The organism is Streptomyces spiramyceticus, assembly GCF_028807635.1.
Classification (GTDB): domain Bacteria; phylum Actinomycetota; class Actinomycetes; order Streptomycetales; family Streptomycetaceae; genus Streptomyces; species Streptomyces spiramyceticus.
On sequence record NZ_JARBAX010000001.1, the window covers coordinates 3418459 to 3443561 of the forward strand.

At 68.6% G+C, this 25103-nt stretch carries 29 protein-coding genes; 16 read left to right on the top strand and 13 right to left on the bottom strand.

Translation table 11 applies throughout. The features are described from left to right. Positions 1-65 precede the first annotated feature (65 nt). Positions 66-347 (top strand): hypothetical protein, encoded by a 282-nt coding sequence (locus PXH83_RS15485; RefSeq protein WP_274560826.1) that lies wholly within the window; start codon positions 66-68, stop codon positions 345-347. Positions 348-735: 388 nt separating this feature from the next. Here the strand turns inward: PXH83_RS15485 and PXH83_RS15490 are convergent, their stop codons facing one another. Together PXH83_RS15490 and PXH83_RS15495 are read right to left on the bottom strand one after the other, a co-directional pair. Beyond that, positions 736-963, bottom strand: coding sequence for a hypothetical protein (locus PXH83_RS15490; RefSeq protein WP_274560827.1), 228 nt, complete (start codon positions 961-963; stop codon positions 736-738). A 58-nt stretch (positions 964-1021) separates the two neighbouring features. Further along, the gene (locus PXH83_RS15495; RefSeq protein ID WP_198944102.1) at positions 1022-1168 is read right to left on the bottom strand and encodes a hypothetical protein; all 147 of its coding nucleotides are present in this window, start codon (positions 1166-1168) and stop codon (positions 1022-1024) included. A gap of 724 nt (positions 1169-1892) precedes the next feature. Here PXH83_RS15495 and PXH83_RS15500 point away from each other — a divergent pair. The 3 genes from PXH83_RS15500 to PXH83_RS15510 all read left to right on the top strand — a co-directional run bounded on the left by PXH83_RS15500 (position 1893) and on the right by PXH83_RS15510 (position 3670). After that, the gene (locus PXH83_RS15500; protein WP_274560831.1) at positions 1893-3044 is read left to right on the top strand and encodes an urease accessory protein UreH domain-containing protein; all 1152 of its coding nucleotides are present in this window, start codon (positions 1893-1895) and stop codon (positions 3042-3044) included. Then, the gene (locus PXH83_RS15505) at positions 3041-3310 is read left to right on the top strand and encodes a heavy-metal-associated domain-containing protein (protein ID WP_274560833.1); all 270 of its coding nucleotides are present in this window, start codon (positions 3041-3043) and stop codon (positions 3308-3310) included. Before PXH83_RS15500 ends, PXH83_RS15505 begins: the two co-directional genes overlap by 4 nt. 135 nt (positions 3311-3445) lie before the next feature. Then, complete coding sequence (locus tag PXH83_RS15510; RefSeq protein ID WP_274560834.1) at positions 3446-3670, top strand: hypothetical protein; 225 nt, start codon at positions 3446-3448, stop codon at positions 3668-3670. A gap of 83 nt (positions 3671-3753) precedes the next feature. On the opposite strand, the gene PXH83_RS15515 is transcribed toward PXH83_RS15510, so the two are convergent. Next, on the bottom strand, positions 3754-5967 hold the full coding sequence (locus PXH83_RS15515; protein ID WP_274560835.1) for a heavy metal translocating P-type ATPase: 2214 nt from the start codon (positions 5965-5967) through the stop codon (positions 3754-3756). 19 nt (positions 5968-5986) lie between these two features. Further along, positions 5987-6697 carry a tRNA-dependent cyclodipeptide synthase gene (locus PXH83_RS15520; RefSeq protein WP_274560836.1) on the bottom strand — a complete coding sequence of 237 codons (711 nt, stop codon included), beginning with the start codon at positions 6695-6697 and terminating at the stop codon, positions 5987-5989. 77 nt (positions 6698-6774) lie between these two features. On the opposite strand from PXH83_RS15520, the gene PXH83_RS15525 reads away from it, so the two are divergent. Next, entirely contained in the window at positions 6775-7188 is a 414-nt protein-coding gene (locus PXH83_RS15525; protein ID WP_274560837.1) for a heavy metal-responsive transcriptional regulator, read from the top strand. A gap of 108 nt (positions 7189-7296) precedes the next feature. Then, on the top strand, positions 7297-8160 hold the full coding sequence (locus PXH83_RS15530; protein ID WP_274560838.1) for a F510_1955 family glycosylhydrolase: 864 nt from the start codon (positions 7297-7299) through the stop codon (positions 8158-8160). 482 nt (positions 8161-8642) lie between these two features. Here PXH83_RS15530 and PXH83_RS15535 read toward each other — a convergent pair whose 3' ends face one another. Together PXH83_RS15535 and PXH83_RS32470 are read right to left on the bottom strand one after the other, a co-directional pair. Next, positions 8643-9224: a TerD family protein gene (locus PXH83_RS15535; protein ID WP_138906042.1), complete on the bottom strand. Its 582-nt coding sequence runs from the start codon at positions 9222-9224 to the stop codon at positions 8643-8645. Between the two features lie 190 nt (positions 9225-9414). Beyond that, the gene (locus PXH83_RS32470; protein ID WP_420803172.1) at positions 9415-9546 is read right to left on the bottom strand and encodes a Sec-independent protein translocase subunit TatA/TatB; all 132 of its coding nucleotides are present in this window, start codon (positions 9544-9546) and stop codon (positions 9415-9417) included. Positions 9547-9563: 17 nt separating this feature from the next. Here PXH83_RS32470 and PXH83_RS32475 point away from each other — a divergent pair, with 17 nt between their 5' ends. Next, on the top strand, positions 9564-9788 hold the full coding sequence (locus PXH83_RS32475; RefSeq protein WP_420803173.1) for a DUF6256 family protein: 225 nt from the start codon (positions 9564-9566) through the stop codon (positions 9786-9788). A 346-nt stretch (positions 9789-10134) separates the two neighbouring features. Here the strand turns inward: PXH83_RS32475 and PXH83_RS15545 are convergent, their stop codons facing one another. Together PXH83_RS15545 and PXH83_RS15550 are read right to left on the bottom strand one after the other, a co-directional pair. Continuing rightward, positions 10135-12180 carry a PA14 domain-containing protein gene (locus PXH83_RS15545; RefSeq protein WP_274560840.1) on the bottom strand — a complete coding sequence of 682 codons (2046 nt, stop codon included), beginning with the start codon at positions 12178-12180 and terminating at the stop codon, positions 10135-10137. A gap of 48 nt (positions 12181-12228) precedes the next feature. Next, positions 12229-12552: a helix-turn-helix domain-containing protein gene (locus PXH83_RS15550; RefSeq protein ID WP_274560841.1), complete on the bottom strand. Its 324-nt coding sequence runs from the start codon at positions 12550-12552 to the stop codon at positions 12229-12231. A 131-nt stretch (positions 12553-12683) separates the two neighbouring features. Here PXH83_RS15550 and PXH83_RS15555 point away from each other — a divergent pair, with 131 nt between their 5' ends. Beyond that, a complete protein-coding gene (locus tag PXH83_RS15555) occupies positions 12684-13184 on the top strand; it encodes a DoxX family protein (protein WP_274560842.1) in 501 nt (166 codons plus the stop codon). A gap of 781 nt (positions 13185-13965) precedes the next feature. Here the strand turns inward: PXH83_RS15555 and PXH83_RS15560 are convergent. After that, positions 13966-14124 carry a hypothetical protein gene (locus PXH83_RS15560; RefSeq protein WP_274560843.1) on the bottom strand — a complete coding sequence of 53 codons (159 nt, stop codon included), beginning with the start codon at positions 14122-14124 and terminating at the stop codon, positions 13966-13968. Positions 14125-14912: 788 nt separating this feature from the next. Here PXH83_RS15560 and PXH83_RS15570 point away from each other — a divergent pair. From PXH83_RS15570 to PXH83_RS15600, 7 genes are all read left to right on the top strand, one after another. Beyond that, the gene (locus PXH83_RS15570; RefSeq protein WP_274560846.1) at positions 14913-15263 is read left to right on the top strand and encodes an ANTAR domain-containing protein; all 351 of its coding nucleotides are present in this window, start codon (positions 14913-14915) and stop codon (positions 15261-15263) included. Positions 15264-15684: 421 nt separating this feature from the next. Then, positions 15685-16128, top strand: coding sequence for an STAS domain-containing protein (locus PXH83_RS15575; protein WP_274560847.1), 444 nt, complete (start codon positions 15685-15687; stop codon positions 16126-16128). Then, entirely contained in the window at positions 16118-16849 is a 732-nt protein-coding gene (locus tag PXH83_RS15580; RefSeq protein WP_274560849.1) for an ANTAR domain-containing protein, read from the top strand. The genes PXH83_RS15575 and PXH83_RS15580 overlap by 11 nt, the downstream gene beginning before the upstream one ends. A gap of 5 nt (positions 16850-16854) precedes the next feature. Continuing rightward, complete coding sequence (locus tag PXH83_RS15585; protein ID WP_274560850.1) at positions 16855-17604, top strand: GAF and ANTAR domain-containing protein; 750 nt, start codon at positions 16855-16857, stop codon at positions 17602-17604. A gap of 66 nt (positions 17605-17670) precedes the next feature. Then, positions 17671-17805, top strand: coding sequence for a hypothetical protein (locus PXH83_RS15590; RefSeq protein WP_274560851.1), 135 nt, complete (start codon positions 17671-17673; stop codon positions 17803-17805). 219 nt (positions 17806-18024) lie between these two features. Next, positions 18025-19011, top strand: coding sequence for a YihY/virulence factor BrkB family protein (locus PXH83_RS15595; RefSeq protein WP_274562841.1), 987 nt, complete (start codon positions 18025-18027; stop codon positions 19009-19011). A 456-nt stretch (positions 19012-19467) separates the two neighbouring features. Then, positions 19468-19956 (top strand): Asp23/Gls24 family envelope stress response protein, encoded by a 489-nt coding sequence (locus PXH83_RS15600; protein WP_274560853.1) that lies wholly within the window; start codon positions 19468-19470, stop codon positions 19954-19956. 305 nt (positions 19957-20261) lie between these two features. Here the strand turns inward: PXH83_RS15600 and PXH83_RS15605 are convergent, their stop codons facing one another. Next, entirely contained in the window at positions 20262-21662 is a 1401-nt protein-coding gene (locus PXH83_RS15605; protein ID WP_274560855.1) for a diacylglycerol kinase family protein, read from the bottom strand. Between the two features lie 364 nt (positions 21663-22026). Between PXH83_RS15605 and PXH83_RS15610 the strand changes: the two genes are divergently transcribed. Further along, the gene (locus PXH83_RS15610) at positions 22027-22830 is read left to right on the top strand and encodes a SigB/SigF/SigG family RNA polymerase sigma factor (RefSeq protein ID WP_274560857.1); all 804 of its coding nucleotides are present in this window, start codon (positions 22027-22029) and stop codon (positions 22828-22830) included. Between the two features lie 91 nt (positions 22831-22921). Here the strand turns inward: PXH83_RS15610 and PXH83_RS15615 are convergent, their stop codons facing one another. From PXH83_RS15615 to PXH83_RS15625, 3 genes are all read right to left on the bottom strand, one after another. Continuing rightward, a complete protein-coding gene (locus tag PXH83_RS15615) occupies positions 22922-23638 on the bottom strand; it encodes a GAF and ANTAR domain-containing protein (RefSeq protein ID WP_274560859.1) in 717 nt (238 codons plus the stop codon). A gap of 84 nt (positions 23639-23722) precedes the next feature. Next, positions 23723-24481, bottom strand: coding sequence for an ANTAR domain-containing protein (locus tag PXH83_RS15620; protein ID WP_420803225.1), 759 nt, complete (start codon positions 24479-24481; stop codon positions 23723-23725). After that, positions 24481-25086, bottom strand: a complete 606-nt coding sequence (locus tag PXH83_RS15625) for a hypothetical protein (protein ID WP_274560864.1) — start codon at positions 25084-25086, stop codon at positions 24481-24483. The genes PXH83_RS15620 and PXH83_RS15625 overlap by 1 nt, the downstream gene beginning before the upstream one ends. Between the last annotated feature and the right edge of the window lie 17 nt (positions 25087-25103).

The window sequence follows — 25103 nt, forward strand, 5'->3', positions numbered from 1 at the left end:
AGCCTCCGAACTGAGCGCCAAGTGGATCTTTCGGTGGTGCGCTCTACTCATCCCAAGGAGGAGAAATGCGCAAGCTTCAGAAGGCCGCTGTTGCGGCCGCCATGCTCGGTAGCTTCAGCTTCATAGCCGTCGGCACCGCCACCGCCCAAGGCGCGGACAGCATGCGTGGCGGCGGGTGCAAGTCCCACGACCTCAACGTCGACGTCCTCGGCCAGGTCGGGGTGCTCAACGGCGTGGCCGGCAACCTGCTGAACGGCGAGGGCAATCCAGGCGCGCAGTGGAACCATGTCGGTTCCGAAATGGGCTGCGAACACGGCCATGGCCACCATCACGGTCACGGTCACTGATAACAGGGAATCGCGTAACGCAGCTCACCGAAAGGGGCCCGGCGCCCGGGCCAGAAGCCCGGCGCCGGGCCCTACCTGCGCCCGTGGGGCGCGTGCCAGCCGGGTGCGTGGGTCTTGAAGTCGTCTGCGCAGGCTGGGAGTTCGGCCCCTTGGCGGTGCGCGAGCGGCAGGAAGAGCGCGGGCCGGATCGTGATTCCCCGCACTACCGGATCAGGATGCAACGGGGGCAGGAAGTACACGACTTCGCCGACGGGGCCGTGCATACAAGGGACTTCCTGGGACGCGGCCACTCCGCGCGAGTGTCCGCAGCTACGCATGGGGCGGATGCAGCACATGTAGGTCAGGGCCGCGGTGAGAACGGTGGCTGCCAGGGGGAGCCGGAGACTGGTCACGCCGGTGAGTCCTTGTGGAGGCTGGGCTTCGTGTCGAGCTCACCGCGCAGGGCGTCGACTTCCCTGCGGAGGCGCCGGAGCTCCTGATCCTGCTCGGTGGTGGGGGCCGTGTGCGGCGGCTGGGCGGTGGTCGACGGGCGCTTGGAGCGCATCATGAACCACATCATCAGTCCCATGCCGACGGGGCAGGCAAGTACGGGGAGTATGTACAGCAGCTGGCTCATCACAGGTCCTTCGGGCGTTCTTGCGCTTGGTCGCGAGGGGGCAGTGCAGCAGGACGGCTCAGCGGACCTTCTCCATGGGGAGTCCGCAGCAGCAGGTGGGGGCTTCGTCCCCGCCGTGGCCTGGAGCAGCGCCCTTGGTCACGGTGATCTCACAGCCGCAGTCGGGGTCCGGGCACCGGTACACCTCGCCTTCAACGAATGCCATGAGGTGACCTCCTTCCCACTTGGTGCCTACGGCGACGCTAAAACCTTCTCCCTGGGGCAAGGTCAAGCCCGTTCATCGCCCTCATCTACGGACCGACGGGCGGAAAGCCGACGCTCCCAGGGGCTACGAGCCCGCACGTCCATGGTCGGCGGGGCGGTTCTGGGGATGGCCTAGCATGGCGCGCATGTCGCGACGCATGTTGGTGCCGCTCCGGACGTGGTCCGGGGCGCTGCTGGTGTGCGCGCTCTTTGTCTGTTTGACGGGCCTGGCTCGTCCTGCGATGGCGATGCCGGGGCCGATGGGGATGCCCGTCGCGGTCAGCGGCCATGCCGGGACTGTCTTCCATGCCGCGGCTTCGGCCATGGCTGAGTCACCGAATCACAGTCCACAATGCCCGGCGGCCGATGAGCAGTGCGAGACTCCGAAGGGGACCCTGGCCCCGGACGGCCCGTCGGGGCAGGTGCACGCAGGCGCCGAGCGCGCGATGGCATGCTCGCCTGCCCTGCTGATGATGCAGCCCAATGCCCCGCCTCCAGTCGTGGCTCCTCCTGATCTGCACCGGTTGTGCGTGTCGCGGACGTGACCGCTCGCCGCCCGCGAGGTTGATGCCTTGCGGGACGTCGCGTTCCTCACGTCCGCCTCGGCACGCCCGGATTCCGTACGCGAATTCCGTACCCGGATTCCATGTGCGCGTGCCGTCGTCGCAGAACAGGAGTAACGACGCATGCCGTCGTCAGTCGCTTTGCTGATCACCGGTGCGAGTACCGGTCTGCTCGCCGGTGGGGCTTCGTGCGCCGCCGTTCAGGGGGGTCTCCTCGCCGGCGCGGTGACCCGCCGCCGTAGCCCCGCTTCTCCCAAGAAATCGGTCACCAAGAAGTCCCTTCGGCCGTCCCACGCCCCGCAGCCCGTGGAAGAAGCCGCAACGCCGCTGGCTCCGGTCGGGGCCTTCTTGGCCGGGAAGCTGGTATCCCACGTCCTGCTCGGCGCCCTGCTGGGTGTCTTCGGTGGCGCGCTGCAGCCCAGTCCCCGTACTCAGGCAGTACTGCTGCTGGCCGCCGGGCTGCTCATGGTGCTGTTCGCGCTGGACCTGTTCGGCGTCAAGGGGGTGGGGCGGTTGCTGCCCCGGCCCCCGGCGGCGTTCGGCCGGCTGATGCGGCGCAGTGCCCGGACCGATTCGGTCGCCACTCCCGCCCTGATCGGCTTTGCCACCGTGCTCGTGCCGTGCGGGGTGACCCTGTCGATGGAGCTGCTGGCCATCACCTCCGGATCCGCGGTGGCGGGGGCAGCGGTGATGGGCGGGTTCGTCCTGGGCACGGCACCGCTGTTCGCCGCCCTCGGCTACCTCTTCCGCCGTACCAGCCAGGCAATGTCCGGTCGGCTGGCCGCTCTCACGGGCGTCGTGGTGCTGAGCGTCGCCGTCTGGACGATGGCTTCCGCGCTGCAGGCCGGCGGCTGGGTCTCGTTCAGCACCCCTGACAAGCAGGCCGCGGCGAGTGGACCATTCATCGTCGAGGGTGGTGAAGGGAGCGGATCAGTGGGCGGATCCGGTACCGGAGAGGAAACTACGGGGGCTGAGAACCCCGTACGCATCGACGCCTCCGGGAAGCAGATCGTCACCCTCACCGTGACGGACTTCTATGTTCCGACCCAGTTCACCGCGAAGGCCGGCGTGCCCACCACGCTCGTGCTGCACGGCAAGGATTCCGGCGGCTGCGCCCGCGCCTTCACCATCCCCGAACTCGGGGTCCAGGAGATCGTCAAGCGCGACGGTGACACCAAGGTCGATCTGGGCACCCGTAAGCCCGGCACGCTCCGCTTCTCCTGCGCCATGGGTATGCAGACCGGCACCATCGAGTTCCAGGGAGACACCAAGTGAAGCTCTTCAGCCGCAAGAAGGACACCGCCGCCGCGCCCGGGGCCGGTCCGCAGGTGGTGCTTCTCGTCGAGGGCATGCACTGCTCCAGCTGCGGCCTGCTCATCGACGACGAGCTGGAGGATGTCCCCGGCGTCCGCTCATCCACCACCGACGTGAAGGCCGGACGTACCACCGTCCGCCTGGAGGAAGGCGCCGACGTGGACACCGCCGTACTCGTTGCGGCGGTTCAGCAGGCCGGTGACTACAAGGCCCGGCCGGCCGACTGACGCCGACAACGCCCAACAGGTGCGGGCAGAAGATCCGAAGGTGCGCCGGATGGCCCGGCCGGGAACTCTCCGGCCGGGCCATCCGGCGTACCAAGGCGGAGTACGGGACAGGCCGGTAGCGGACAGGATGACCCTGTGTCCGAGTCGCCGCAGACCTGCGCGATCCCTGACGACCGGCGCGCGATCCAGCAGCTCAGCGAACTCGTCACCGTTCCGCTCGGCGGGGAGCACTTCATGCGCCGACTCCTGCGGCATGTCCAGGCGGAAGGGCTGGAGATCGACCAGCGGGACAGGTTCAAGCTCGGCATCGTCGAACGCCTCGCCGCCCGCAAGCCCGCCCCCAGGTCCACCGACGGGTGAAGCACGGTCTGCGCGGGCGATCTGCTGAGTACGCCAAAGGCGGCGCCGGAGCCTTGGCCCCTGGCGCCCCCTTCGCACATGGCTCAGCGCAGAGACTGGAAGCGGCGCAGCCGCAGGCTGTTGGAGACCACGAACACCGAGGAGAAGGCCATCGCACCTCCGGCGATCATCGGGTTGAGCAGGCCGAGCGCGGCCAGTGGTAGCGCGGCCACGTTGTAGGCGAAGGCCCAGAAAAGATTGGCCTTGATCGTACGAAGGGTGCGGCGGGCCAGCCGGATCGCGTCCGCCGCCGCCCGCAAGTCGCCCCGTACCAGCGTGAGATCGGAGGCGGCTATCGCCGCGTCGGTGCCGGTGCCCATGGCCAGGCCGAGGTCGGCCTGGGCGAGGGCGGCCGCGTCGTTGACGCCGTCGCCGACCATCGCCACCACCCGGCCTGCCTGTTGGAGGCGCTGGACTTCGGCGACCTTGTCCTCGGGATGGACCTCGGCGACGACCTGGTCGATGCCGACCTCGGCCGCCACCGCGTGGGCCGCGGCGGTGTTGTCACCGGTCAACAACACGGGTGTGAGGCCGAGCCGCTTGAGGTCGGCCACCGCCTCGGCACTGGTCGCCTTGACGGTGTCGGCAACCACCAGCGCGCCGCGAACACGCCCGTCCCAGGCGGCGAAGACCACCGTACGGCCCTCCGCCTCGGCCGACTGACGGGCGCGGGTCAGCTCGCCCGGCAAGGGCAGTGCCTGCTCGTCCAGCCACGTGGCGCGTCCCGCCTGCACGGTACGGTCCTTGACCTGTCCGGTCACGCCGCGGCCCTGGGTGTTGGCGAAGCCGGTCACCGGAGCCAGGGCCCCGAACTGCTCGCGGGCGGCGGCGGAGATGGCGGCGGCGATGGGATGCTCGCTGGCATCCTCCAGCGCACCGGCCAGCCGCAGGACCTCGTCCGCGTCCTCGCCCTCGGCGGCCACCACCTCGACCAGGCGCATCTTCCCCTCGGTTACGGTGCCGGTCTTGTCCAGTACGACGGTGTCGATCCGCCGGGTGGACTCCAGGACCTCCGGCCCGCGGATCAGCAGCCCGAGCTGGGCGCCGCGCCCGGTGCCGACCATCAGCGCGGTGGGCGTGGCCAGCCCCAGGGCACACGGGCAGGCGATGATCACTACGGCGATGGCGGCGGTCAGCGCGGTTGCGGCCGGGGCGCCGGCCAGCAGCCAAGCCGCGAAGGTGATTGCGGCCAGGGCGATGACGACCGGTACGAAAACCGCCGAGATCCGGTCGGCCAGCCGCTGCACCGCCGCCTTGCCGGTCTGGGCACGCTCCACCAGGGCGGCAATCTGCGCCAGCTTGGTGTCCGCGCCGATCCGGGTGGCCCGTACGGTCAGCCGTCCGTGGCTGTTGACCGTGGCGCCGGTGACCTGCGAGCCCGGCTCGACCTCCACCGGCACGCTCTCTCCGGTCAGCAGCGACTCGTCGATCGCCGAGGCGCCGTCGGTGACCTCGCCGTCCGTGGCGATCTTCTCCCCGGGCCGTACGACGAACAGGTCGCCGACCGCCAGCTCCTCGACGGGGATGCGTACTTCGCTGCCGTTCCGCAGTACGGCGACGTCCTTGGCGCCCAGGTGCATGAGCGCCCGGATCGCGTCCCCGGCCCGACGCTTGGCCCGGGCCTCGAAGAAGCGGCCCGCCAGCAGGAACGCCGTCAGCACGACGGCGACCTCCAGATACAGATGGTCCCCGCCCAAGGCGAGAGTCCCGGCGCTCCACAGGTAGGCGGCCAGCACACCCAGCGAGACCAGGGTGTCCATCGTCGCCGACCCGTGCCGCAGGTTCAGGGCGGCCGCCCGGTGGAACGGCCACGCACCCCACGCCACCACGGGGGTGGCCAGCAGCAGTGCCACCCATTGCCAGCCGGGGAAGTGCAGCGCGGAGATCATCGACACGACGACCACCGGCAGCCCGAGCAGTGTCGAGGCGATCAGACGGCGGCGCAGTCCGGCGATGTGCGCGCCCTCGGCGTCGACCTCCTCTTCCTCTGCGGCCGGGGCCTCCGTGCGCGGCACCTCGGCGCCGTAACCGATGGCCTCGACGGCAGCGATCATCTCCTCAACGCCGACATCGGGGCTCTGCCGCGTCACGTGCGCGGTCGCGGTCGCCAGGTTCACCGTCGCGCTCACGCCGGGCAGCTTGCCGAGCTTCCGTTCCACCCGCGCCACGCACGAGGCACAGGTCATGCCGGTGATGGCCAGTTCTATGGACTGCTGGGCATCGGACTGCTCGGCATCGGGCCGCGTGCTGGTTGCCATGGACGGTTCCTTTTCTCTTTCAGTCTCGTACGGCCGGTGCCACAACGGCGAAGCCCTGCCCAGCGGCGGGTCGCCAGCTCAGCTCGCGCCCGTACAGGCGGCGCAGGACAGCAGGCGGCTGGTGATAGCAGAACACGGATGTGCCGGCACCGACGATGGCCGGGGTGTCGATGAAGAGCGGTAACTCGGCCAGGAAGTAGCGCACCGCGTGCTCGACCTGCTCCGCGTCCGGCGCCTGCCCGGCGGGCAGCTTCCCGGCCAGCACCCACCCGGTGGCCTCCCGGCAGGCATCCCGGAAGTCCGCGTCCTCGGCGTACCGGCGCACCCCGCTCCCGTGGAGCCGCTCGAATGCCGCATTGCCTTCCAGCTCCGCCCACCCGAGCACGCGCTTGTCCGCGTCGGCCAGGCCGAGCGAACCCAGCGCGGTGACGATCTTGTTGCGGGTGTACTGGCCCTGCCTGCGCGCCTTCCACGCGGCCTTCTCGGGTGCGTACCCCAGCGCTTCGAAGGTGTACGCGCTCGGTGCGTCCGGCACGAAGAAGTCCACCCGCTCGAAGCGCTCCAGCCCCCATGCCGCCAGCTCACGGATCCGGGCGGTGGAGAAGTAGCTGTTGAACGGGCTGATTCCGAAACAGGCGTGCTCGGCCCGCTCCATCGCCTCGGCGCACCGGCCGCTCAACAGGGTCACTGCCATCGCCGCCGTACAGCCGTCGCCGTCATCTGTACTCATGACCGGACGGTAAAACCTTGCCCTTAGGGCAAGGTCAAGCGCAGACTGGAACCATTCGCAGAACGGAGCCCCCCATCATGCTCACCGTCGGCCGCATCGCCGCCCAGACCGGGCTGAGCCCCAAGGCCGTTCGCCTCTACGAGGCCAACGGCCTTATCGACCCGCCGGAGCGCACCCCGGCCGGGTATCGCACCTACACCGAGAGCGCCCTGCCGGAGCTGCACTTCATTCGCCAGGCCCAGTCCCTCGGCCTCAGTCTGAAGGAGATCAAGCGCATCCTGGACCTGCAACGCCAGGGGCAGCAGCCCTGCGAGCTGGTCACCAGCCTTCTCGACGAACACGTCGCCGAAATCGACCGGCGCATCGCCGACCTGCGGGCGCTGCGGGAAACTCTGCAGACTGCCCGAGACCGGGCGGACCAGGCCGCTGGGCGCGGCGAGGCGGGCGTGATCTGCCACATCATCGAGTCCGCCCCTTCGCATTCGGCTTGACCTTTCCCCAGGGGCAGGGTTCTAGCGTCGAAAGCGTCACGGGCAAGGTGCTCCATCGCTTGCCCGCCCGCACCGCGCCGCTCGATGTGCACCTCGCAGGGATCCCACATGAACGTACGCCCACCGGCTCTCGCCCTCGCCGCAGCGCTCCTCGCAACAGGACTGGCCGCCTGCACCGCCGACTCCGACTCCGAACGCGACTCCGACTCGGCACAAGCCGCCGTGAGCCACGTCCACGGCCTCGGCATCGATCCGTCGGACGGGCGGCTCTACGTCGCCACTCACGAGGGGCTCTTCACACCGGACGACGAGGGCGACCCTCAGCGGGTAGGTGACAGCCAGGACGACTTCATGGGATTCACGGTGACCGGGCCGAAGACCTTCCTGGCGAGCGGCCACCCGGCCACCGGCGACGAGCCGCCCCACCGGGGCCTGATCGAGAGCAAGGATGCCGGGAAGACGTGGAAGACGCGGTCTCTGGAGGGCCAGGCCGACTTCCACGCTCTCGACTTCGTACACAACAAGATCTACGGCTACGACAGCGTCAGCGGGGCACTGCGGGTCAGCAAGGACGGCACCACCTGGGACGACGGGGCCGCCGTTCAGATGCTGGACTTCGCCGTCAGTCCTGACAACGCCAATACGGTGCTGGCCACCACCCAGGACGGCATCGCCACGAGCACCGATGGCGGCGAGACCTTCCGCCCGGGCGCCGAGCCGGTGATGGCCTTGCTCTCGTGGCCCAAGACGGACGCCTTGTACGGAGTGGATCCGAGCGGCGAGCTGAACCGCAGCACCGACGGCGGCGCCACCTGGAAGTCCTCCGGCGATGTCCCTGGTGGAGGACCGCAGGCCCTTACCGCGGTCGACTCGAACCGCGTCATCGTCGCCACGCAGGACGGCATCTACGAGACGCGGGACGCGGGCAAGACCTTCACCAAGCGCCTCCCGGTTTCCAGCTCGGGCCACTGACGCCGCGTACGTGGAGGTCTGGAGAGCAAGCAGGCCCCGGTGATTGACCAGGGTCTTTCGTGGTGGAGCGGGTGACGAGAATCGAACTCGCGCTCTGAGCTTGGGAATCACCCGGGACTTAAGCGCCCAATGGCCATCTGACCTGCGGAGACGTCTCTGGGGTACGTCACCGCTGGGTGGTCGGAAAGGGCCTCTGATGACCGCTGTTTACCCCCTCGACTGGCACTAGTGGCACGCGCCGCCCAGGTCGTCGTTTCGTAGGGCATGCGGGGATGTTGCAGCCGAGGATGCGTCGGTGCGATTGGACGCTGTCTGGCGGCTTCGCGGGAGCGATCGTGCGTGCGTTCTGCCGATGATGTGTCTGTTGGGCCGCTGGTTCGTTTGTCGGGCTCAGCTCTCAGCGCTCTGGCGGGCGAGCGCCCTTCGCCCTCCCTTGACAGGCGCTGGGCCGAAGGGCCACCCGTTTGTCCGCTGTCGTACGTCTACAGGTGAGTGGCGATGGCCGGCATGAGGTCCTGGAAGGTGCGTCCGTCGGCGGGGCTGCCGATCGCTGCCATCTGCCAGCCAGTGCCGCTCCGCTGCACCTTCGCCATGACCTGTGCGGTGTGGCGGCCGCCGCCGGTGAGGGTGTAGCGGGCCAGCTCCTGACCGGTGGTCTCGTCGAGGAGGCGGCAGAAGGCGTTGTCGACTTCCTCGAAGGTCTGGCCGGTGAAGGAGTTCACGGTGAAGACGATCTGGTCGACGTGTACGGGCACGCGCTGCAGATCCACGATGACCGACTCGTCGTCGCCGCCCTGACCCGCGCCGCCGACGCGGTTGTCGCCGGTGTGACGGACGGAGCCGTCGTCGCTGACGAGGTGCTGGAAGAACACGACGTCCACCGGCTTCTTGTCGGCGAAGAGCACCGCCGAGGCGTCCAGGTCGATCTCCCGGGCGGTGAGCTTGGCAAGGAATCCCTTGCGCTGGGCGGCCTTCCAGCCGAGTCCCATTCGTACGACGGTGAGTGCCCCGCCGTCGGACTTGCTCAGGCTGATCTGCTGGCCCTTGGTCAGGTTTACGGACATGTGCTGCCTCTTCGTTGTGGTCGTGGTGGTGGCTGTGCGGGCTAATGGGATGCACTGAGTGGCTGAGGTCAGGTCCGTACCGGGCCGTTGCTGGTCCCTGTCCCATTGTCGGGCCACTCGCCGGTCCTGTCGCCAGGCCGCACCTGGATGATGTGAGGGTCCTGTTGCTGCTCGGCAGACCCTTCCGCCTTCATCGCCTTGCTCTCGCTCTTGAGGACGCGTGCGCCTTGCCGGCGTTGCGGGCCAGCTCGGGGAGCTTCTTGGCGCCGAAGAAGACAATGACGGCGATCAGGAGTATCGCGAGTTCGCTGAGTCCGAACACCGGTGTCCGCTCTCTCGATGTGGTGGGTGAGCCGGGCATGGGGTGCGGGTCTTGCCCGCACCCCAGTGGCGCAGGTGTCAGACGTTGACGCCGAAGTCGGTGGCAATGCCCGCCAGCCCGCTGGCCGATTCCTGTCGAGCGCGTTCACCGGGGCCGCGGTGCTGGTGGGGATCTCGCTCCCGGTCTTCTTCGTCGCGTCCTGGCTGGTCGAATGGTTGCGGCGGGGACGGCGGAGTCGGTGACGTGTCATGGGATCTCGGACACTGGATGCGACCGGGTTCGGCCGCATCCTCGACCGCCAAGTCCCGCAGCAGCGCCGCCGCCACGTCTGACCTTCCGCCGTCCCCGAATTGCGGCGCCCTATTACCCGCCTCAACCGGACAACAGACCACAGTGTCAAGCGCATCCTGCACTGGTCCAACTGGCGCCGCCGGACGACAACGCCAAAGCCGCCGCAGCTACTACAAACGTTGAGGCCACAGCCCGCAGAGCTGTGGCCTCGTCATCACAAACGGAGTTGCAGCATTAATGGAGACTGAAAGCTCAGCTTCCAGTCCCCTTGATGGAGTTCGCCCCGCGCGGGTGCGCTCAGTAGCTCACGGTGACGGCCTCGGTCGCGCCTGACTCGGTGCCGTCCGTGTAGAGGACGCTGACGCGGTAGTACACCGTGGTGGCGGCCGGCATGTCGGTGTCGTACCAGCTTCTGGTGCCGCTGCCGCTGGGCTCTGTTCCGATCAGCTCGAACGCCTTCGTCTGCGGGTTCCAGCGGCGGATGTTGAAGCCGGAGACCTTGCTGCCGTCCTCCTCCACGGACAGCCACCAGGACAGCCGGCCACTCCGGTCTGCGCCGAGGTGGCCCAGTGATGAGCCGGTCGCCGCCGGTGCGGTCGGGCGAAGGTCCAGCTCGGTGGCATCGACGACGGTCGCGCCGGTGTCAGGGGTGAGCTGGTTGCCGTACTGGTCGATGGCGACGACGCTGTAGCGCACCTGCTGCCCGTCAGCGGGTACAGCGTCGTGGAACGCCGTCTCCGTGATCTCCCAGGGCTTGAAGTGCCAGGGGTGAATCACCGGGGCGTACGTCCACTGGCCGTCGGCGAGGGTGCCGCGCAGCACACGGTAGTGGTCGAGGCCGGGGTCCTTGCTCGCGTCCCAGGAGAGGGTGAGGCCGTTCTCCTTCGGGACGGCGGTCACGCCGGTCAGCGCGGCCGGTGCGGTCGTGTTGCCGGCGACGCTGACGGCGACCTCGTTGGACACGGGGCCGCCGTTTCCTGCGTGGTCCACGGCGACCACCCAGTAGTAGTACGTGACGCCGGGCGACGGGGACGCGTCCGTGAAGGAGGTGCCCTTCAATCCCTTGCCGACGTCCTCACGTGGGGCCTTGGCGTCGCGCGGCTTGAGCGATCGGAAGACCGAGTAGCCCGCGAAGTCGTCGCTGGTCCGCTCCGAGGCATCCCAGGTCAGCGTGACGCCTGCCTCGCCTTCCGTGGCCCTCGCGTTGAGGGCGGTGTCCACCGGGCCGGTCAGGTCGCGGGTGTAGTACATCGCCGTGCCCGAGGCCACCGACTCGTTGCCGTGCGTGTCGACGGCGGTGACGACGTAGTAGTACTTGTCACCGGTCTGCGGCAGGGGCCCGGTGTAACCGCCGCCCGACAGCGTGTCGCCCGTCATCCGGTTCTCGGCGGTGAGGGCGACCGTCGAGGACGTCGAGCGGTACACGCGGTAGCCGGCGAGGTCGGACTCCCCGTTGCCGTCCCAGTAGAGGGTGACCTTGTCCGGGTAGCCCATGGCCCAGTTGTCCTCGACGCCCTTCGGGGCGGCGGGGGCGGTGCGGTCGACGGTGGTGATGCCGAGGTCGGCGGTGCCCGAGGAGGTATTGCCGGCCTTGTCGTACGCGCGGACCTCGTAGTAGTAGACGTTGCCGTCCTTCGGGACGGTCGTGTCGGTGTACGAGGTGGACGTCGTGGTCGCGATCGGCTTCGCGGGGTAGGAGGTGCCCTTCAGCCGCCGGTACACGCGGTACCCGGCGAGGTCCATCTCCTTGTTCTTGGCCCAGCTGACCTTCGTGGACGTCGTCGCCGTGCTGTAGGTAACGGTGGTCCCGGTCGGGACGAGCGGCTTGACCTTGTCGATGGTCGCCGACGTACGGGGGGCGTAGGCGAACTTGACGTTGGCGGCGCCGGTCCAGTTGACGAAGTCGACGCGGAGGCTGTGCTTGCCCGACGGGATGGTCACGTTGATGGTTTTGGAGACGGTGGTGGAGACGTTCTTCCACAGGTCGACCTTGCGGACGCCGTCGAGGTAGACGCGGATGCCGTCGCGGGAGGAGGCGGTGAACGTGAAGGGCCCGCCGGAGCCGAAGTCGCGGGTTACGGACCAGCGGACGCCGAAGTTGTTGGTGGGCATGCCGCTGTAGCGCGGTGCGCCGGTGCCCCAGTTCTCGTCGATCACGGAGTCACAGTCCGTGCCCTTGGGGGTCCCGGAGAAGGTGGTGTTCGCGTAGAACGTCCGCTTGAAGACGGGCGACGCGCAGGTCACGGCGGCTGAGGCGGGGGTGGCCGCGGCGAGCAGGCCGCCGGCGGTGGCGAGCACGACGGCGCTCGCAGTGGCGACCGTTGTGCCTCTGGGTCGGTTCATGCATTCCTTCGGTCTTGATCGTCTGCGGCGGGATGTGACCGCCGACGATCAAGACTCGCGAGGAACGCGCTTGGTTGTAGACCCGGGAATCCGATTCGGGCCCACTGTCCCTTTGCCTTGACGCACCGGAGCAGTGCGGCGAGGCCGGTCCGGTCTGAGGTCAGGTGATTTGGGGGGGGTGTCGCTCTCGCGAAGGAGGACCGCTCCGTCGGGCCCGGCGGCGGGACTCGACCGGTTACGCGCGGGACCGTTGCGATTGTCCCCGCCTCGTCCGCGCGGGGTGGCGCCGGCTTCTGTGAGGAGGCGGTGGATGGAGCCGTACGAACGTCCGTGCTGCCACCTACGGGGGTACGCCGCGCGGTCACCGCCCACCGCACCCCCTGATCCGGGCGGGGCTGTCGCCCGTGCGAGGGAACGGCCGGGTTCCGCGCAGCGCCACCCACCGGTAACGCCGGACGATATCCGTACTCGACACTCGGTACCGTTCAGGCGAGGAGCCGTTGATGGCGCAAATCCGTACCTGGCAGGCCCGGCTGGCCGCCACGAACGCGCCGGGCGCCGTGATCCTCATCCGCCTGTACGTCGGATCCGTCTTCTTCTTCGAGGGCATCCAGAAGTTCCTCTACCCGAACGCGCTGGGAAGTGGCCGGTTCGACAAGGCAGGCATCCCCGCGCCCGGCTTCTTCGCCCCACTGGACGGGGTCTTCGAGATCGCCTGCGGTCTGCTGATCCTGGCCGGTCTGCTGACCCGGCTCGCCGCCATCCCGATGGTGGTCAACATGCTCGGCGCCTTACTGATCACCAAGCTGCCGATCCTGTGGGGCGACGCCCCGCTCTTCGACGGAGAAGCGGGCTGGTGGGACTTCGCGCACGAGTCCCGCACCGACCTCGCGCAGCTGTGCGGCAGCCTATTCCTGCTGATGGTCGGCGCGGGCACCTACTCGGCCGATGCCCGACTGTCCCGCGCCACCGCCTCGGCCGAAGCTCCCGTGCCCCGCGGCTGAGCCGGCCCGTGCCCGCCCAACTCCTCGGTCATCCACGCACCGTGGATCCCACCCTCGGCCGCGTGATGCAGGATGCGCAGCCGCACCGCACCCCGCTGGCACTCCCGCACCTGCCACCTCCACACCCGACCGCCGACAGTGATCGTCGAAGGTGGCGCGGGCGCCTTCGGGGTCGATGTACTGCATGGCGAGCAGGGCGGCGATGACGGCGCCTCCAAGGTCGTTCTGGACCGACCAGCCGTCTTCGTCGCTACAGGTGGTCAGACAGGCGAAAATGCTCCTCGGAAGTTCTCATTGGGCCGCAACGTTTCCCTCGGTCATGTGCCCTGGGGGAAGGATGCTGCGGGTCGCATCGAGAGCCCTACTGCATGGTGATGGCCCGGGTCGCTGAGCAGTTGCGCAGGCCATCTCCGACTCGGTCCGGCGCGACGCGACTCGCCTCATACAAGGGGGCCCGTGGAGATACTGCGCTGCTCCCCGACTTGGTCCCACTCTCTCTCGACGGCAAGGTTGTTCCTAGGGCGTACTGCCAACCGCCGCCCGTGTGCGGCTCTGACCAGCAGATTCTGATCATAGGATGCTTTACCAACTTTGCCCTCTCGCTAGAGTGTATTTACTCAGCGGTTCGCGGGAGCACTTTGCGGAGGTTGGCCAGCCAAGGCGAGGGGCAGGCTGCGGTCGGATCTTGGCACCACGCAGTGCTTCGGGACGGCCGCGGAGCGAGGCTTGGTGTCGTGGGCCGCGGCGAGAACGGTGGCTGCCAGGGGGAGTCAGAGGCTGGTCACGCCGGTGAGTCCTTGTGGAGGCTGGGCTTCGTGTCGAGCTCACCGCGCAGGGCGTCGACTTCCTTGCTGAGGCGCCGGAGCTCCTGATCCTGCTCGGTGGTGGGGGCCGTGTGTGGCGGCTGGGCGGTGGTCGACGGGCGCTTGGAGCGCATCATGAACCACATCATCAGTCCCATGCCGACGGGGCAGGCGAGTGCGGGGAGTATGTAGAGCAGCTGGCATGGGCGAACTGCACCGGGCCGAGGCAACGCGCTCTTGCGGCACTGGCTCGATTCGGCCGCAGCGATCGACGGACCTGATGGCATCGAGGGCGACATCGGCGACTCGATTTGTGACGAGGCAGGTCCGGCACCGGCGCAAGGTGTGCTCCCGACGGAGCGCCGTTGCTTTTCGATGCTACCCCGGGGGGGGCGGCGCCCGGGGGCTGCACCGCGCACGGAAGTCGTCGCCGCAGTTCCTGAAGAGACGTCAAGTCTTCATCCAGGCAAGGTGGTCTGGCCGGCCTGGGGCGCTATCCGCAACCCTTGGTCAGGACTATGCTGTTGAGTGAGGCCCCGGTCCCCGGCAGCGATGTCTTGTTGCGCTCCGGGAAGGGTCGCCGTGTTCGTCTTGCTTCTCATCCTCATCGTGGTCCTGCTCGGACTCGGATTCCTCAGCCCCGTCTGGTGGGTGGCCGCAGCCGTTCTCATCTTCGGTCTCGTGCACTACGGCCGCGGTGGCGCCAGGAGCGGGGCCCGTGGCGGTGGTTCCGGTTACCGGGATTATCGGGATTACAGGGACCGTCAGGACCGCTGGGATCGCCGGTACAGGCGGCAGCGCCGGGGCGGCCGGAATCGCCGGGACAGCGAATATCACAGGTGACCGATGGGGCGGACTGGCATCCAGGCGTGCCAACGGCTTTCGCCCAGGCCGGACGCGCTGACTGTGCTGCGAGGTACACACCATGCGTCAGACGATCACGATTCATGAAGAGCAGCGGGCTGTGACGACTGTGGGCGTGGTGGCAGACGCCGCTCTGGTCGCGGAAATTCTTGCACTGCGTGCCGAGAACAAGCAGTTGGGGCAGGCGCTGGTCAGCCACGCGGTGATCGACCAGGCGCGCGGCATGGTGATGGCCCTGGTGTCCTGTTCCAGTGAGGAGGCCTGGAATCTCCTGGTGGACGTATCGCAGCACTGCAACGTCAAACTCAGGGACGTAGCTGCGGCCCTGGTCGCCACCACGGAGGGCAAGAAGCTCCCGCAGGAGATGCAACACGAGTGGCGTCGTGCGTTGCGGCGCCTTCGTGCGGCGTAGTGGCGGTGACTGCTCGCGCGTCCACGGGTGGCACCGGTCAGTGTGTGAGCCCGTGGGGCCGTACGCCGGAGAGGGTGCCGCAAGGTCGCTGGAAGGCTGCGGCCGAGGAACGGCTGCCAGGGGGTGGGCGCGAGGGCTATGCTGCGATGGACGTCCCAGACCCCGGCGTGGCCCAATGCTGTTGTCGTGCTGGTGCCTGCGGGGAGTGGACAGGACGTCTGGATCACCACAGGCCCACCTTCGAGGCGAAGCCGGTCGGGTTCACGGCCCTGCAACAGGGTTGCCATCCGTCGCTCTTGCCTGACCTGTAAAGGCGTCCGACCACGCGGAATACGTGCCAGGCGTAGCCGAAATTCCAGGCCCGCCCAGCGCTGCACCAGGTGGTCACAAGAACTGAGGCACTATGCCTGTTCTCTCAAGCTTGAACATCCACCGGCGCGACCGGGGAAGCCACGCGACCATCACCCTGGCGGGTGAACTCGACCTGGAGACGGCACACTCCGTGCGCGTGGTGATCGAAGACTGCCTGGGGGACGGAATCCGTACGGTCGACATCGACCTGACCCTCCTCACCTTCTGCGACGTCATCGGCCTCAATGCCTTCCTGGTCGCATCTCGGCTCACCACCACGGCCGGGGGATCGCTGTGTCTGCGCCACCCGAGTCCGCTGCTGACCCGCCTCCTGGATCTGACCGCCACCGGTTTCCTTCTTTACGACCGGCCCCAGGTCCCCGCGCCGCGCGTCGCTGTCACGGACGACGTGGCGGCCGTGTGTCCCACGTTGTTGGCCTCGCGACCGGGCCCGAGAGCATGGCCATGGGCCCGCCCGGCGGCACGGGGCGAGGTGGTGGTGGGTGATCAGTGACCGCATGGTCGGGGTTCTGCGTCTGCTGCAGTCCGACGACGGCTCCGGCCAGGTCGCCGATGTCACCGCGGCCGGCGCCGCCGCGTTGGGCGTGGACGGCCTCGCGGTCTCCCTGGTCACCGAGGGCGACCTCACCGAGCTCCTGTGGTGCTCGGACGCCGCGACGCGCCGCTTCGAGGACCTTCAGCTCACCCTCGGAGAGGGCCCCGGGCCCGACGCGGCCCGTAGTGGCGCGATGGTGTGGGTGCCCGACCTGGTCGGCGTTCGCCTTGCGCGCTGGCCCGCGCTGGCCATGGAGGCCCCCGCCCTGTCGGCCCGGGCGGTCTTCTGTTTCCCCATGGGGATCGGCGCGATCCGCACCGGTGTCCTGACCGCCGTACGCCGCACCCCGGGCCCGCTGACCGCAGAGCAGGCCGACGACGCGCTGATCCTGGCCGACGCGCTTACCGCCCGGTGCCTGGGCAGTGGCGAGCCTCGCGTGGACGGGCCGTCCCCCGCCGGCTCCCCGCGCACCCTGCAGCACGCCGTGATCCACCAGGCGACGGGCATGGTCAGCGTCCAACTCTCCCTGCCCCTGCCCCAAGCCCTGCTCCGGCTGCGCGCGCATGCTTATAGCAGTGGGCGTTCCATCACCGACATCTCCCAGGACGTGGTGGACCGGCGGCTCCGCCTGGACCACAACGGCAACGGCACGCCCCCGACCGTCGTAGACAAGGACTGATCGACATGCCCCGCGAACAACGGCTCACCGAGGTCTTCGTGGAAGTCGCCGACTCCCTGACCGACGACTTCGACCTCATCGACTTTCTCCAGCAGCTCTCGGTGCGCTGCATGGAACTGCTGGACGTGGCGGCGGTCGGCATCCTGCTGGCCGACCAGCACGACACCCTGCAGACCATCGCCGCCTCCGACGAACACACCCGGCTGCTGGAGCTCTTCGCCCTGCAGCACGACCAAGGCCCCTGCGTGGAGTGCTACAAGAGCGGCCAGGCCCGCACCAACATCAACCTCACCGATCCGAAAGCCACGGAGAGCTGGCCACAGTTCGCCACCCGCGCCCACGAGACCGGGTTCGTGGCCACCAACGCCCTTCCGCTGCGGCTACGCGGCCGTGTGATCGGCGCGCTCTCCCTGTTCCAGACCGACCCCGACCCCCTCGGTGATCAGGACATCACCCTCGCCCAGGCCCTGGCAGACATCGCGACCATCGCCATCCTGCAGCAGCGCACCCTCGACCACAGCCACATCGAGCGTGCCCAACTCCAGTACGCCCTCACCAGCCGCATCGTCCTGGAACAGGTCAAGGGCATCCTCGCGGAACGCTGGCAGATCTCGCTGGACGATGCGTTCACCGCCTTCCGCTCGTACGCCCGCGCCCACCAACGTCAGCTCGCACAGCTCGCTCGCGAGATCGCCGACGGCGACTTCGACACCAACCTGATCCCCCACCCGGCAACCGCACCCCCGCGGCGCTGAGCGGCGCGTCATGTGCGCGCTTCGTTGCAACGGCATGACGGATGCGAGCACTCGTACGACGAGCTTGTGGTTAACCATGCGCGGAACGGCCTGCTGAATTCCGACGACGAGTGGCAGCAGGAGGTCGCCGAGGGCATCGACACGAGGGTACGGGCCGCCCGCCAGAAGGCGACCGAGCAACGGCTCGCGCGGGCGGCCTGACCACCGCGGGCGGGGGCGACACGGCGTCGTCCCCGCTGTCGGGCGTCGCCCCCAGTGCTTCGCCGCTCGTCGGTGTTCGGCGTCGATGGTGAAGTCGTCCTGTCCACCGAAGGTGGCCCTTCTCGCGGCTTCGCATCTGTCGGCCTGAGCGCGTCTCGGCTTCCCTGCCCTGGTGAGCTCATTCGTCTCGGCGCGTACCCTTGCGGGTGGGTGTCCACCATGGAATGGCTGACCAGGTTGCCCGGGATTGGGCCCATGGTTGCGCGGCTGATGCGTACACACGCGTGGCGCGCGTACGCGCGGCTGGCCACGGTCCACTGGGCCCGGCTCGCCGCCGCCGTCACCTTCACCAGTTTCGTCGCACTCTTTCCGCTGGTCACCGTGGGTGCGGCGATCAGCGCCAAGCTGCTGAGCGAGGAGCAGCTCGGGAAACTCCAGGACAAGATCGCCGACCAGGCGCCGGGGCTTTCCGACCTGCTGGACCTGGACAGTCTCGTCGCGCACGCCGGGGCCGTCGGGCTCATCGCCGGCGCGCTGCTGCTCGTGATCGGCATCAACTGGGTCGGCGCCCTGCGCGGGTGCCTGCGTGCGGTGTGGGAGAAGGAGCAAGACCCTGGAAATCCGATCCTGCTCAGGATCAAGGACACCGGGGTGCTGGTCGGTCTCGGCGTGGTCGGGCTGGTCGCGCTCGGCAGTTCGGTGTTCGCGAACAGCGCGGTTGGCTGGGCCGCCGACAGGGTCGGGATCGAGGGCGGGGCGGGACGGGCGCTGCTGTTCTTCGCGGGTCTGGCCATCGCCCTGCTCGTCGATTTCCTGCTGCTGGTCTACGTGCTCACCCGGCTGGCGCGCGTGCATCCCGGTCGGCGCGCGGTCGTGGTGGCCGGTCTGATCGGAGCGGTGGGCTTCGAGCTGCTCAAGCTGTTGCTGACCGGCTATCTGCAGGGCGTCGCGGGGAAAAGCATGTACGGCGCCTTCGCTGTGCCGGTCGCCGTCGTTCTGTGGATCAACCTCATGGCCAGGCTGCTGCTGTTCTGCGCCGCTTGGACGGCGACGGCGACGGCGGTGCAGGCCGGCGAAGCAGCCGCAGGCGAGGGCCCGGATCCCGGGGTCAGCTCCGCAGCCGACGACGCACCACAGGGGGCGGCGGCCAACAGCGGCGCATCAGCAGCACCGCGCCGCACGGCGCCTCCAGCGCGCGGCCCGTAATGCTGAGCGCGGTAGCGGGTCAAAGCCGCTGATTCGCGTGTTTGCCTTGCCGTTCAGGCTGGTCGGCCCCTGGCGGGTTCCACCGCCGTCACAAGAACGGCGACCGTCACCGTGCCGGGGCGTCATCTCTGGTGCCGCTGCTGCAGCGGTCCCGGCGGCATTGCGCTCCAAGGCGCAGGAACAGTCGACTCCGGCACTGATTCCGGGTCGGCCAGGCGGATCCGCACAGCGCCCGGCCGGACCCCGGACACTCCAGAGGCCGCGCGGCTCGGTACCCCGGAGGCCGCGCGCTCGGTGATCCAAGCTGCCGGAACCTCCCCGATCCGGCCGCTCACGGCGCTCACGTGGCAACCCCCGGTCTCACGCCTCCCGCATGCCTGGAGCATTGCCAAACAAACGAACCTAATGTGGAAAAACAGGCCGCAGGCTCCTCTGCTTGGAAAGGGACGACCGGCCATGACCGAAACCGGACAGCAGAACCGGCCCGATAACTCCAGCACGGAGTCCAAGGGTGACAGCGCCAGGAAGAACGTCGGTGCGAAGCGCGGCGGCGACCCCGGCACCCGGGGCCGGACCACCATCGCCGACGGCGTGGTCGAGAAGATTGCTGGAATGGCGGCCCGCGACGTGGTCGGCGTCCATGCGATGGGCAGCGGAGTCTCCCGGGCCTTCGGCGCCGTACGGGAACGTGTGCCCGGCACCACCAAGTCCGTCTCGCGCGGAGTCAAGGTCGAAGTCGGCGAGACGCAGACGGCGATTGATCTGGAGATCGTCATCGACTACGGCGTCTCGATCACAGATGTGGCGGGCGCCGTGCGGGAAAACGTCATCTCCGGCGTCGAGTGGATGACGGGCCTGGAAGTCGTCGAAGTGAACATCGCCGTCAGCGACGTGTATCTGCCCGACGAAGAGGACGAGGAGGAAGACCAGGCACGGCTCCGGTAGCCGGCCTGGTGGTCACGAAGGAGCGCAATGAGCTTGACCGTGGTGGGTTTGTTTGCCGGGATGGCGCTGGGCGGTGATGGCTTGCGCGCCCAAGGGGCGGCACCGGGAGCTGTGACCCCAACCCTCCGGTGCCTTCGTCCTGGCCGGCCGTCGGACGCCTACCCCGAGTAGCCCGCCGCGTGGATCTCAAACACCGGCTTGGCAGCTCCTTGGCTCCCCGGCCGTGGCCCCAACCGGCCGGCCGGGCCGCTGCCATGTGTGTTGCCGGCCCGAGCGGAGCGCGGCACAACCTGATGGCACAGGGGTCAATGAGGTACCGGTAGGTAGACGGTGAGCGCGCGCGGTGATTTGTCGAGGATGAGCGTGTCGGCGGCCGGGCTTACTTCCCCGTCGCGGGCGTAGTCCCCTTTCTCTCCCATGCCGCCGATGCGCAGCCGCGTCACGGTGGTGGCTTGGTAGACGCGGGAGCGGGCGAGGGTACCGGTGAGGAAGGCGGTGACGAGGCGGGTGCGGGCGAAGGGGTGGTTGCCGTCGACGGCACGGATGTCGAGCAGCCCGTCATCGAGGCTGCGGCGGTAGGAGGGGGCGAAGCCGGGCGGGTCGTAGCGGCCGTTGCCGGCGAAGAGCAGCCACAGCCGCCGGTGTTGTCCGTCGATGGTGACTTTGCTGGGGGTGCCGTCGGCGAGAACGCGGAGCAGGCCGACGCAGAGTGCTGGCCACTTGCCGAGGTACGTCTGCCGGGCTTCGCGGGCCCGGACGAGTTCGGGGTAGGCGCCGATGCTGAACGTGTTGAGGAAGTACGTGCTGGGACTGGCCGCGCCCGCACTGCCACCGACGGTGATGCGGCCAAGGTCGACGGTTCCGCCGCAGCCTGCCTCCACGGAGTCCGCGGTGGATTTGAGGGTCGGTAATCCGAGGTCGGTGGCGAAGTGGTTGAGGGTGCCGGCGGGGAACACCGCCAATGGCAGACCGCCTTCAGCGGCCAGGACTGCTGCCGCGTTGACAGTGCCGTCGCCACCGGCGATGCCGAGCGCGCCACCGCGGGCGCCGACGTCCTTGGCGGCCTGGCCGAGCACGAGTTGTAGGTCGTCCCCTCCCTCGCAGAGCCGTATGTCCGCCTCTGGCAGGAGGGTCCGCAGTTCGATTTCGGCGGGGACGTCGCTGCCCGCGCCGCTGTTGACGACTGCGATCAGTCCCTGTCCTGCGGAAAGCGCGGGGACGGGTACGTTCGGCCTGGCGGTCTCGGCGGGCTCGTCCAGGTGCAGTGGCCACCAGCGGCAGGTCGCTGCCGCGATGCCGATGCCGACAGCGACACCCGCGAGTACTTCACCGGGGGAGTGCCCATCGGTGTGAGCGCGGGAGGCCGCGACTCCTGCGGCGATGGGAATGAGGGCAGCGCCCAGCCACGGCGACTCCAGGATGACAGCGGTCGCGAAAGCGGCAGCGGAGGCCGCATGCCAGGACGGGAACGCCCTGGTGATGGGCTGTCGGAGAAACCGGAGGATGGACGGCACCGAGTCGGCGGAGAGCGACTGTGCGGTGATGTTGACCGCGGCGGAGGCGAGGACCACTGAGCCGGTGCCGCGCAGGGCGGCGCGACGTGCGCTGCGTTTGCCGGACAGGCCCATTACGGTCGCCCCGGCCAGCCACAGCACGCCGTGATCGGCCCGGCCCAGGCGCGGCACTACGCGTTCGATGAATCGCACGTCGCATTCACGGAGGTGTCCCATCCCGGCCGAGTACCCGCTGCGGTGGCGAACAAGCGGGCGCCCGGGGGTGAGGACGCGTACCGCGCGCCGTGTCGGAGATCCTCAGCGAGGCCGCACCGGCCTGTTCGGCCATCACGCGCCTGGTGGACGAGCGCCGCCGATCAGTACTCGTTCATGGCGTCTCGGACGGCCGCTGATTCCTGGAGAAACTCTGTTTGGGGGTGTGTCGTCCGGGAAGGCGACCTGTGTGCTTCGGACCGGAGGCACGCCCGTGGGAGCAACTCTCGCTGCTCCCCAGCGTGCTGCGGTCTGTCGGCTCCCACGGTGAGTGATGACCACCGATCCAGGGAGGCGCGTGCCCATGACGCACGTACGTATGCACAGCACCCGGACCAAGCACCCTCATGACGACGCCCCGGACACCGCAGCCGCGTTCCGCCGTATCGCATCTCTGCCCGACGGTCCCGAGAAGTCCGCGCTTCAGCAGGAGGTGGTGTGTGCCTGGATGCCGATGGCCGTACGGCTCGCACGGCGGTTCCGCAACCGCGGAGAGTCCTTCGAAGACCTCAGGCAGGTCGCCCAACTGGGCTTGGTCAAGGCGGTTTCCCGCTTCGACCCGGATTTCGGCACCGCCTTCGCGAACTTTGCCGTACCGACGATCGTCGGTGAGGTGAAGCGGCATTTCCGCGACTGCCTGTGGGCGGTGCATGTGCCGCGACGCGTCCAGGAGCTGCGGATGGAGGTCCGCTCCGCCGGCAATGAGCTGTGCCGTTCGCTCAACGACCACGGGCCCCCGGTATCCGAGATCGCCGCGCACACCGGCCTGACCGAGCAGGAAGTGCGGCTGGGCCAGGCGGCTCTGGGGAGCTTCACCACCCTGTCACTGGACGCTCCGCAGGTCCCCTGCGAGGATGACTACTCACTGGCCGAAACCCTCGGCTGTGCGGAACCCGGCTTCGACCGGGTCGTGGACCGCGAGGCGCTCCGGCCGCTACTGCGGGCGCTGCCCGAGCGTGAACAGCGGATCCTCTACCTGAGGTTCTTCTGCGAGATGACGCAGATCCGCATCGCCGAACAGCTCGGTATCTCCCAGATGCACGTCTCCCGTCTGATCATTCGCACTTGCGCGCAGCTGCGCGACCAGGTAACGGCCGGCGCCGCCTGAAAGAGCTGCCCGCGCCGGGCGTGCGAGCGCGGGGCACAGCCTCGCTCAGCGGGAAAGGCGCCGTGTGGTTGTGCATCCGCCGTGGCGAGGGTCAGGTGCCCAGGCCGGTGAGGGGTTCGGAGTCGTTGATGAAGGCGCGGGCGAGGTCGGACAGGCGGCGGTTGTGTGCGCGGGCGTAGCCGCGCAGTGCGGTGAAGGCTTGTTCCATGTCGATGCCCTGGCGTTCGGCGAGTTTGCCTTTGGCCTGTTCGATCAGTACGCGGCTGTTCAGCGCGGTCTGCAGCTGTTCGTTGAGGACGTTGCTGCGGTGGGTGGAGCGTTGTTGCAGGAGGCTGATGGTGGCGACGTCGGCCAGGGCTTGGGCGATGGGTGTGTCGACCGGGTCGAAGGGGCCGGGGTGGGTGCGGAAGAGGTTGAGGGCGCCGACGACCTCGTCCCGCAGGCGCATCGGCACGGCTTGGACTGCCGCGAACCCGCTGTGCTGGGCCTGCGCGACGAAACGGGGCCAGCGGTCGGCCTGCGTGCGCAGGTCGGGGACGATCACCGGTGCGCCGGTGTGGAAGCATTCCAGGCAGGGGCCTTCGTCGTTCTGGAGCTGGAAGAGCTCGAGCAGGCGTACTTGTTCGTCGGAGGCGGCCATGACGCGGAGTTCGCCGTCCCGGTCTGCGAGTAGCACTCCGGCCGCGCTTGCACCGAGCATGCCGACGCACCGGTCGGTCAGCAGGCGCAGGAAGTCGATCAGGTCGAAGTCGGCGACCAGGTTGTCCGCCAACTCGACAAATGTCTTGGCGAGGAGCTGCTCATTCATTTTGTACACCCTCTGTTGAGACTAGTCCCGCCGGGGAGGGGCGGGAAGTGCAGAGCAGTGCATCCATCGGCCCGTGCGGGAGTGTCAGGCATCGTCATCGCCTTGATCTGGATCAGTGTTCGGGGAGAAGCTGAGACGGCGGGCGACCACGTCGGCGGCCACCTCAGCGAGCCGGCGCCCTTGGGCATAGGCATAGGCGCGGAGCCGGACGAAGGCTTCTTCGATTCCGACGCCGAGTTGTACGGTGAGGATGCCGGTGGCCTGGTCGATCTCGGCCCGGTACGCGCCCAGGTCCTCGAAGCGCCCGTCCAGCAACATTCCGTCGGCCGTCGCGCCTGTCTCGTCGATCTGCGTATCGAGCAGGACCAGAGTCGCGATATCGGCGAAAGCCAACGCGTCGGCCAGTTCCTCCGCATCCAACTGGACCGGCACTCGGGAGTACATGTCCAGAACTCCAGGACTGATCGCCCCCATTTGCAGGGGGAGCGCGAAGACGGCCAGTGCTCCGGCTCCCAAGGCCGCATCGGCGAACACGGGCCAGCGGTCCTGCAGTTCATCGGTCCGCAGATCCGGCGTCAGAACGGCTGAGCTTTGAGTGAAGGCATCCACGCACGACCCCTCGCCGAGGGTGAGTTGCAGCTCCTCCAGCTGCTGGCTGATGTCGTCGGTGCTGCACAACGGATGGCTGGCCGCGGTCCCGGACATCGCGGACACCCCGGCCCCGCCGACCGGCAGCGCGGCCACCGCCGCGGTACACACATCCACCACGCCGACCCGGGCACCACGCAGGGCCGCCTGCTCGGCGACCAGCGCCTGGATCCGCACCGATCGGCTTTGAGGCATCACCCGGGCCACCGAGTCCAGGCATGGCGGGTAAGCCCGTCCAGTCTCAGGGCCGTTCGCTCCCCGACGGGAAGAACCAGCGCACGGAACAGGGTGGGGCCGGGCGGCTTACGGATCTCTCCGATGTCCCGCCAGCCCCAGGACCTGAAGGCAGCGAGGGACGGATGGTCGGCCTCATCGACCAGGGTGACACCGAGCGACGCCTGGTGGTCGGTCAGCAGCCGCTGCTGCAGTCGGCGGGCGATGTCATCGTCCTGCTCGTGCGGAGCGATCAAGATCTTGTTTACCGCGAAGACATTGTCGGACTCGGTGAGTTGCTCGATGCTGGGCGGGAGTGCGCCGTCGAACCCGAGCCACCAGAAGCTGTCGCTCCTCACGGGGAATCCGAAAGCACATCCCACCAAGGCAGTTGACTCCGCGATCGCCATGGCGAACCCCGGCCTCCGGATGTCGCCACTGAGGCGGTGCAGGAACTCTTCCCGGCTGTGGCTGCGGTGTCCCTCACTCGGCGACAGGTCCGAGGACTCCAGGTAAAGATCTGCCAGATCCTCACACAGCTCCTCGGCCTGCCAGCGGTTCACCCGGCGCAGCCGCACCGCGTCCATGGCAGACGAATCGGGAC

Bases quoted from the DNA above. Each gene is read 5' to 3' on its own strand.
- PXH83_RS15530 (WP_274560838.1), top strand. From the start codon at position 7,297: ATGAACGTACGCCCACCGGCTCTCGCCCTCGCCGCAGCGCTCCTCGCA.
- PXH83_RS15535 (WP_138906042.1), bottom strand. From the start codon at position 9,224: ATGTCCGTAAACCTGACCAAGGGCCAGCAGATCAGCCTGAGCAAGTCC.
- PXH83_RS15525 (WP_274560837.1), top strand. From the start codon at position 6,775: ATGCTCACCGTCGGCCGCATCGCCGCCCAGACCGGGCTGAGCCCCAAG.
- PXH83_RS15610 (WP_274560857.1), top strand. From the start codon at position 22,027: ATGACGCACGTACGTATGCACAGCACCCGGACCAAGCACCCTCATGAC.
- PXH83_RS15585 (WP_274560850.1), top strand. From the start codon at position 16,855: ATGCCCCGCGAACAACGGCTCACCGAGGTCTTCGTGGAAGTCGCCGAC.
- PXH83_RS15570 (WP_274560846.1), top strand. From the start codon at position 14,913: ATGCGTCAGACGATCACGATTCATGAAGAGCAGCGGGCTGTGACGACT.
- PXH83_RS32475 (WP_420803173.1), top strand. From the start codon at position 9,564: ATGTGGTGGGTGAGCCGGGCATGGGGTGCGGGTCTTGCCCGCACCCCA.
- PXH83_RS15515 (WP_274560835.1), bottom strand. From the start codon at position 5,967: ATGGCAACCAGCACGCGGCCCGATGCCGAGCAGTCCGATGCCCAGCAG.
- PXH83_RS15595 (WP_274562841.1), top strand. From the start codon at position 18,025: ATGGAATGGCTGACCAGGTTGCCCGGGATTGGGCCCATGGTTGCGCGG.
- PXH83_RS15495 (WP_198944102.1), bottom strand. From the start codon at position 1,168: ATGGCATTCGTTGAAGGCGAGGTGTACCGGTGCCCGGACCCCGACTGC.
- PXH83_RS15545 (WP_274560840.1), bottom strand. From the start codon at position 12,180: ATGAACCGACCCAGAGGCACAACGGTCGCCACTGCGAGCGCCGTCGTG.
- PXH83_RS15490 (WP_274560827.1), bottom strand. From the start codon at position 963: ATGAGCCAGCTGCTGTACATACTCCCCGTACTTGCCTGCCCCGTCGGC.
- PXH83_RS15615 (WP_274560859.1), bottom strand. From the start codon at position 23,638: ATGAATGAGCAGCTCCTCGCCAAGACATTTGTCGAGTTGGCGGACAAC.
- PXH83_RS15625 (WP_274560864.1), bottom strand. From the start codon at position 25,086: ATGGACGCGGTGCGGCTGCGCCGGGTGAACCGCTGGCAGGCCGAGGAG.
- PXH83_RS15500 (WP_274560831.1), top strand. From the start codon at position 1,893: ATGCCGTCGTCAGTCGCTTTGCTGATCACCGGTGCGAGTACCGGTCTG.
- PXH83_RS15555 (WP_274560842.1), top strand. From the start codon at position 12,684: ATGGCGCAAATCCGTACCTGGCAGGCCCGGCTGGCCGCCACGAACGCG.
- PXH83_RS15520 (WP_274560836.1), bottom strand. From the start codon at position 6,697: ATGAGTACAGATGACGGCGACGGCTGTACGGCGGCGATGGCAGTGACC.
- PXH83_RS15485 (WP_274560826.1), top strand. From the start codon at position 66: ATGCGCAAGCTTCAGAAGGCCGCTGTTGCGGCCGCCATGCTCGGTAGC.
- PXH83_RS15620 (WP_420803225.1), bottom strand. From the start codon at position 24,481: ATGCCTCAAAGCCGATCGGTGCGGATCCAGGCGCTGGTCGCCGAGCAG.
- PXH83_RS15560 (WP_274560843.1), bottom strand. From the start codon at position 14,124: ATGATGCGCTCCAAGCGCCCGTCGACCACCGCCCAGCCGCCACACACG.
- PXH83_RS15600 (WP_274560853.1), top strand. From the start codon at position 19,468: ATGACCGAAACCGGACAGCAGAACCGGCCCGATAACTCCAGCACGGAG.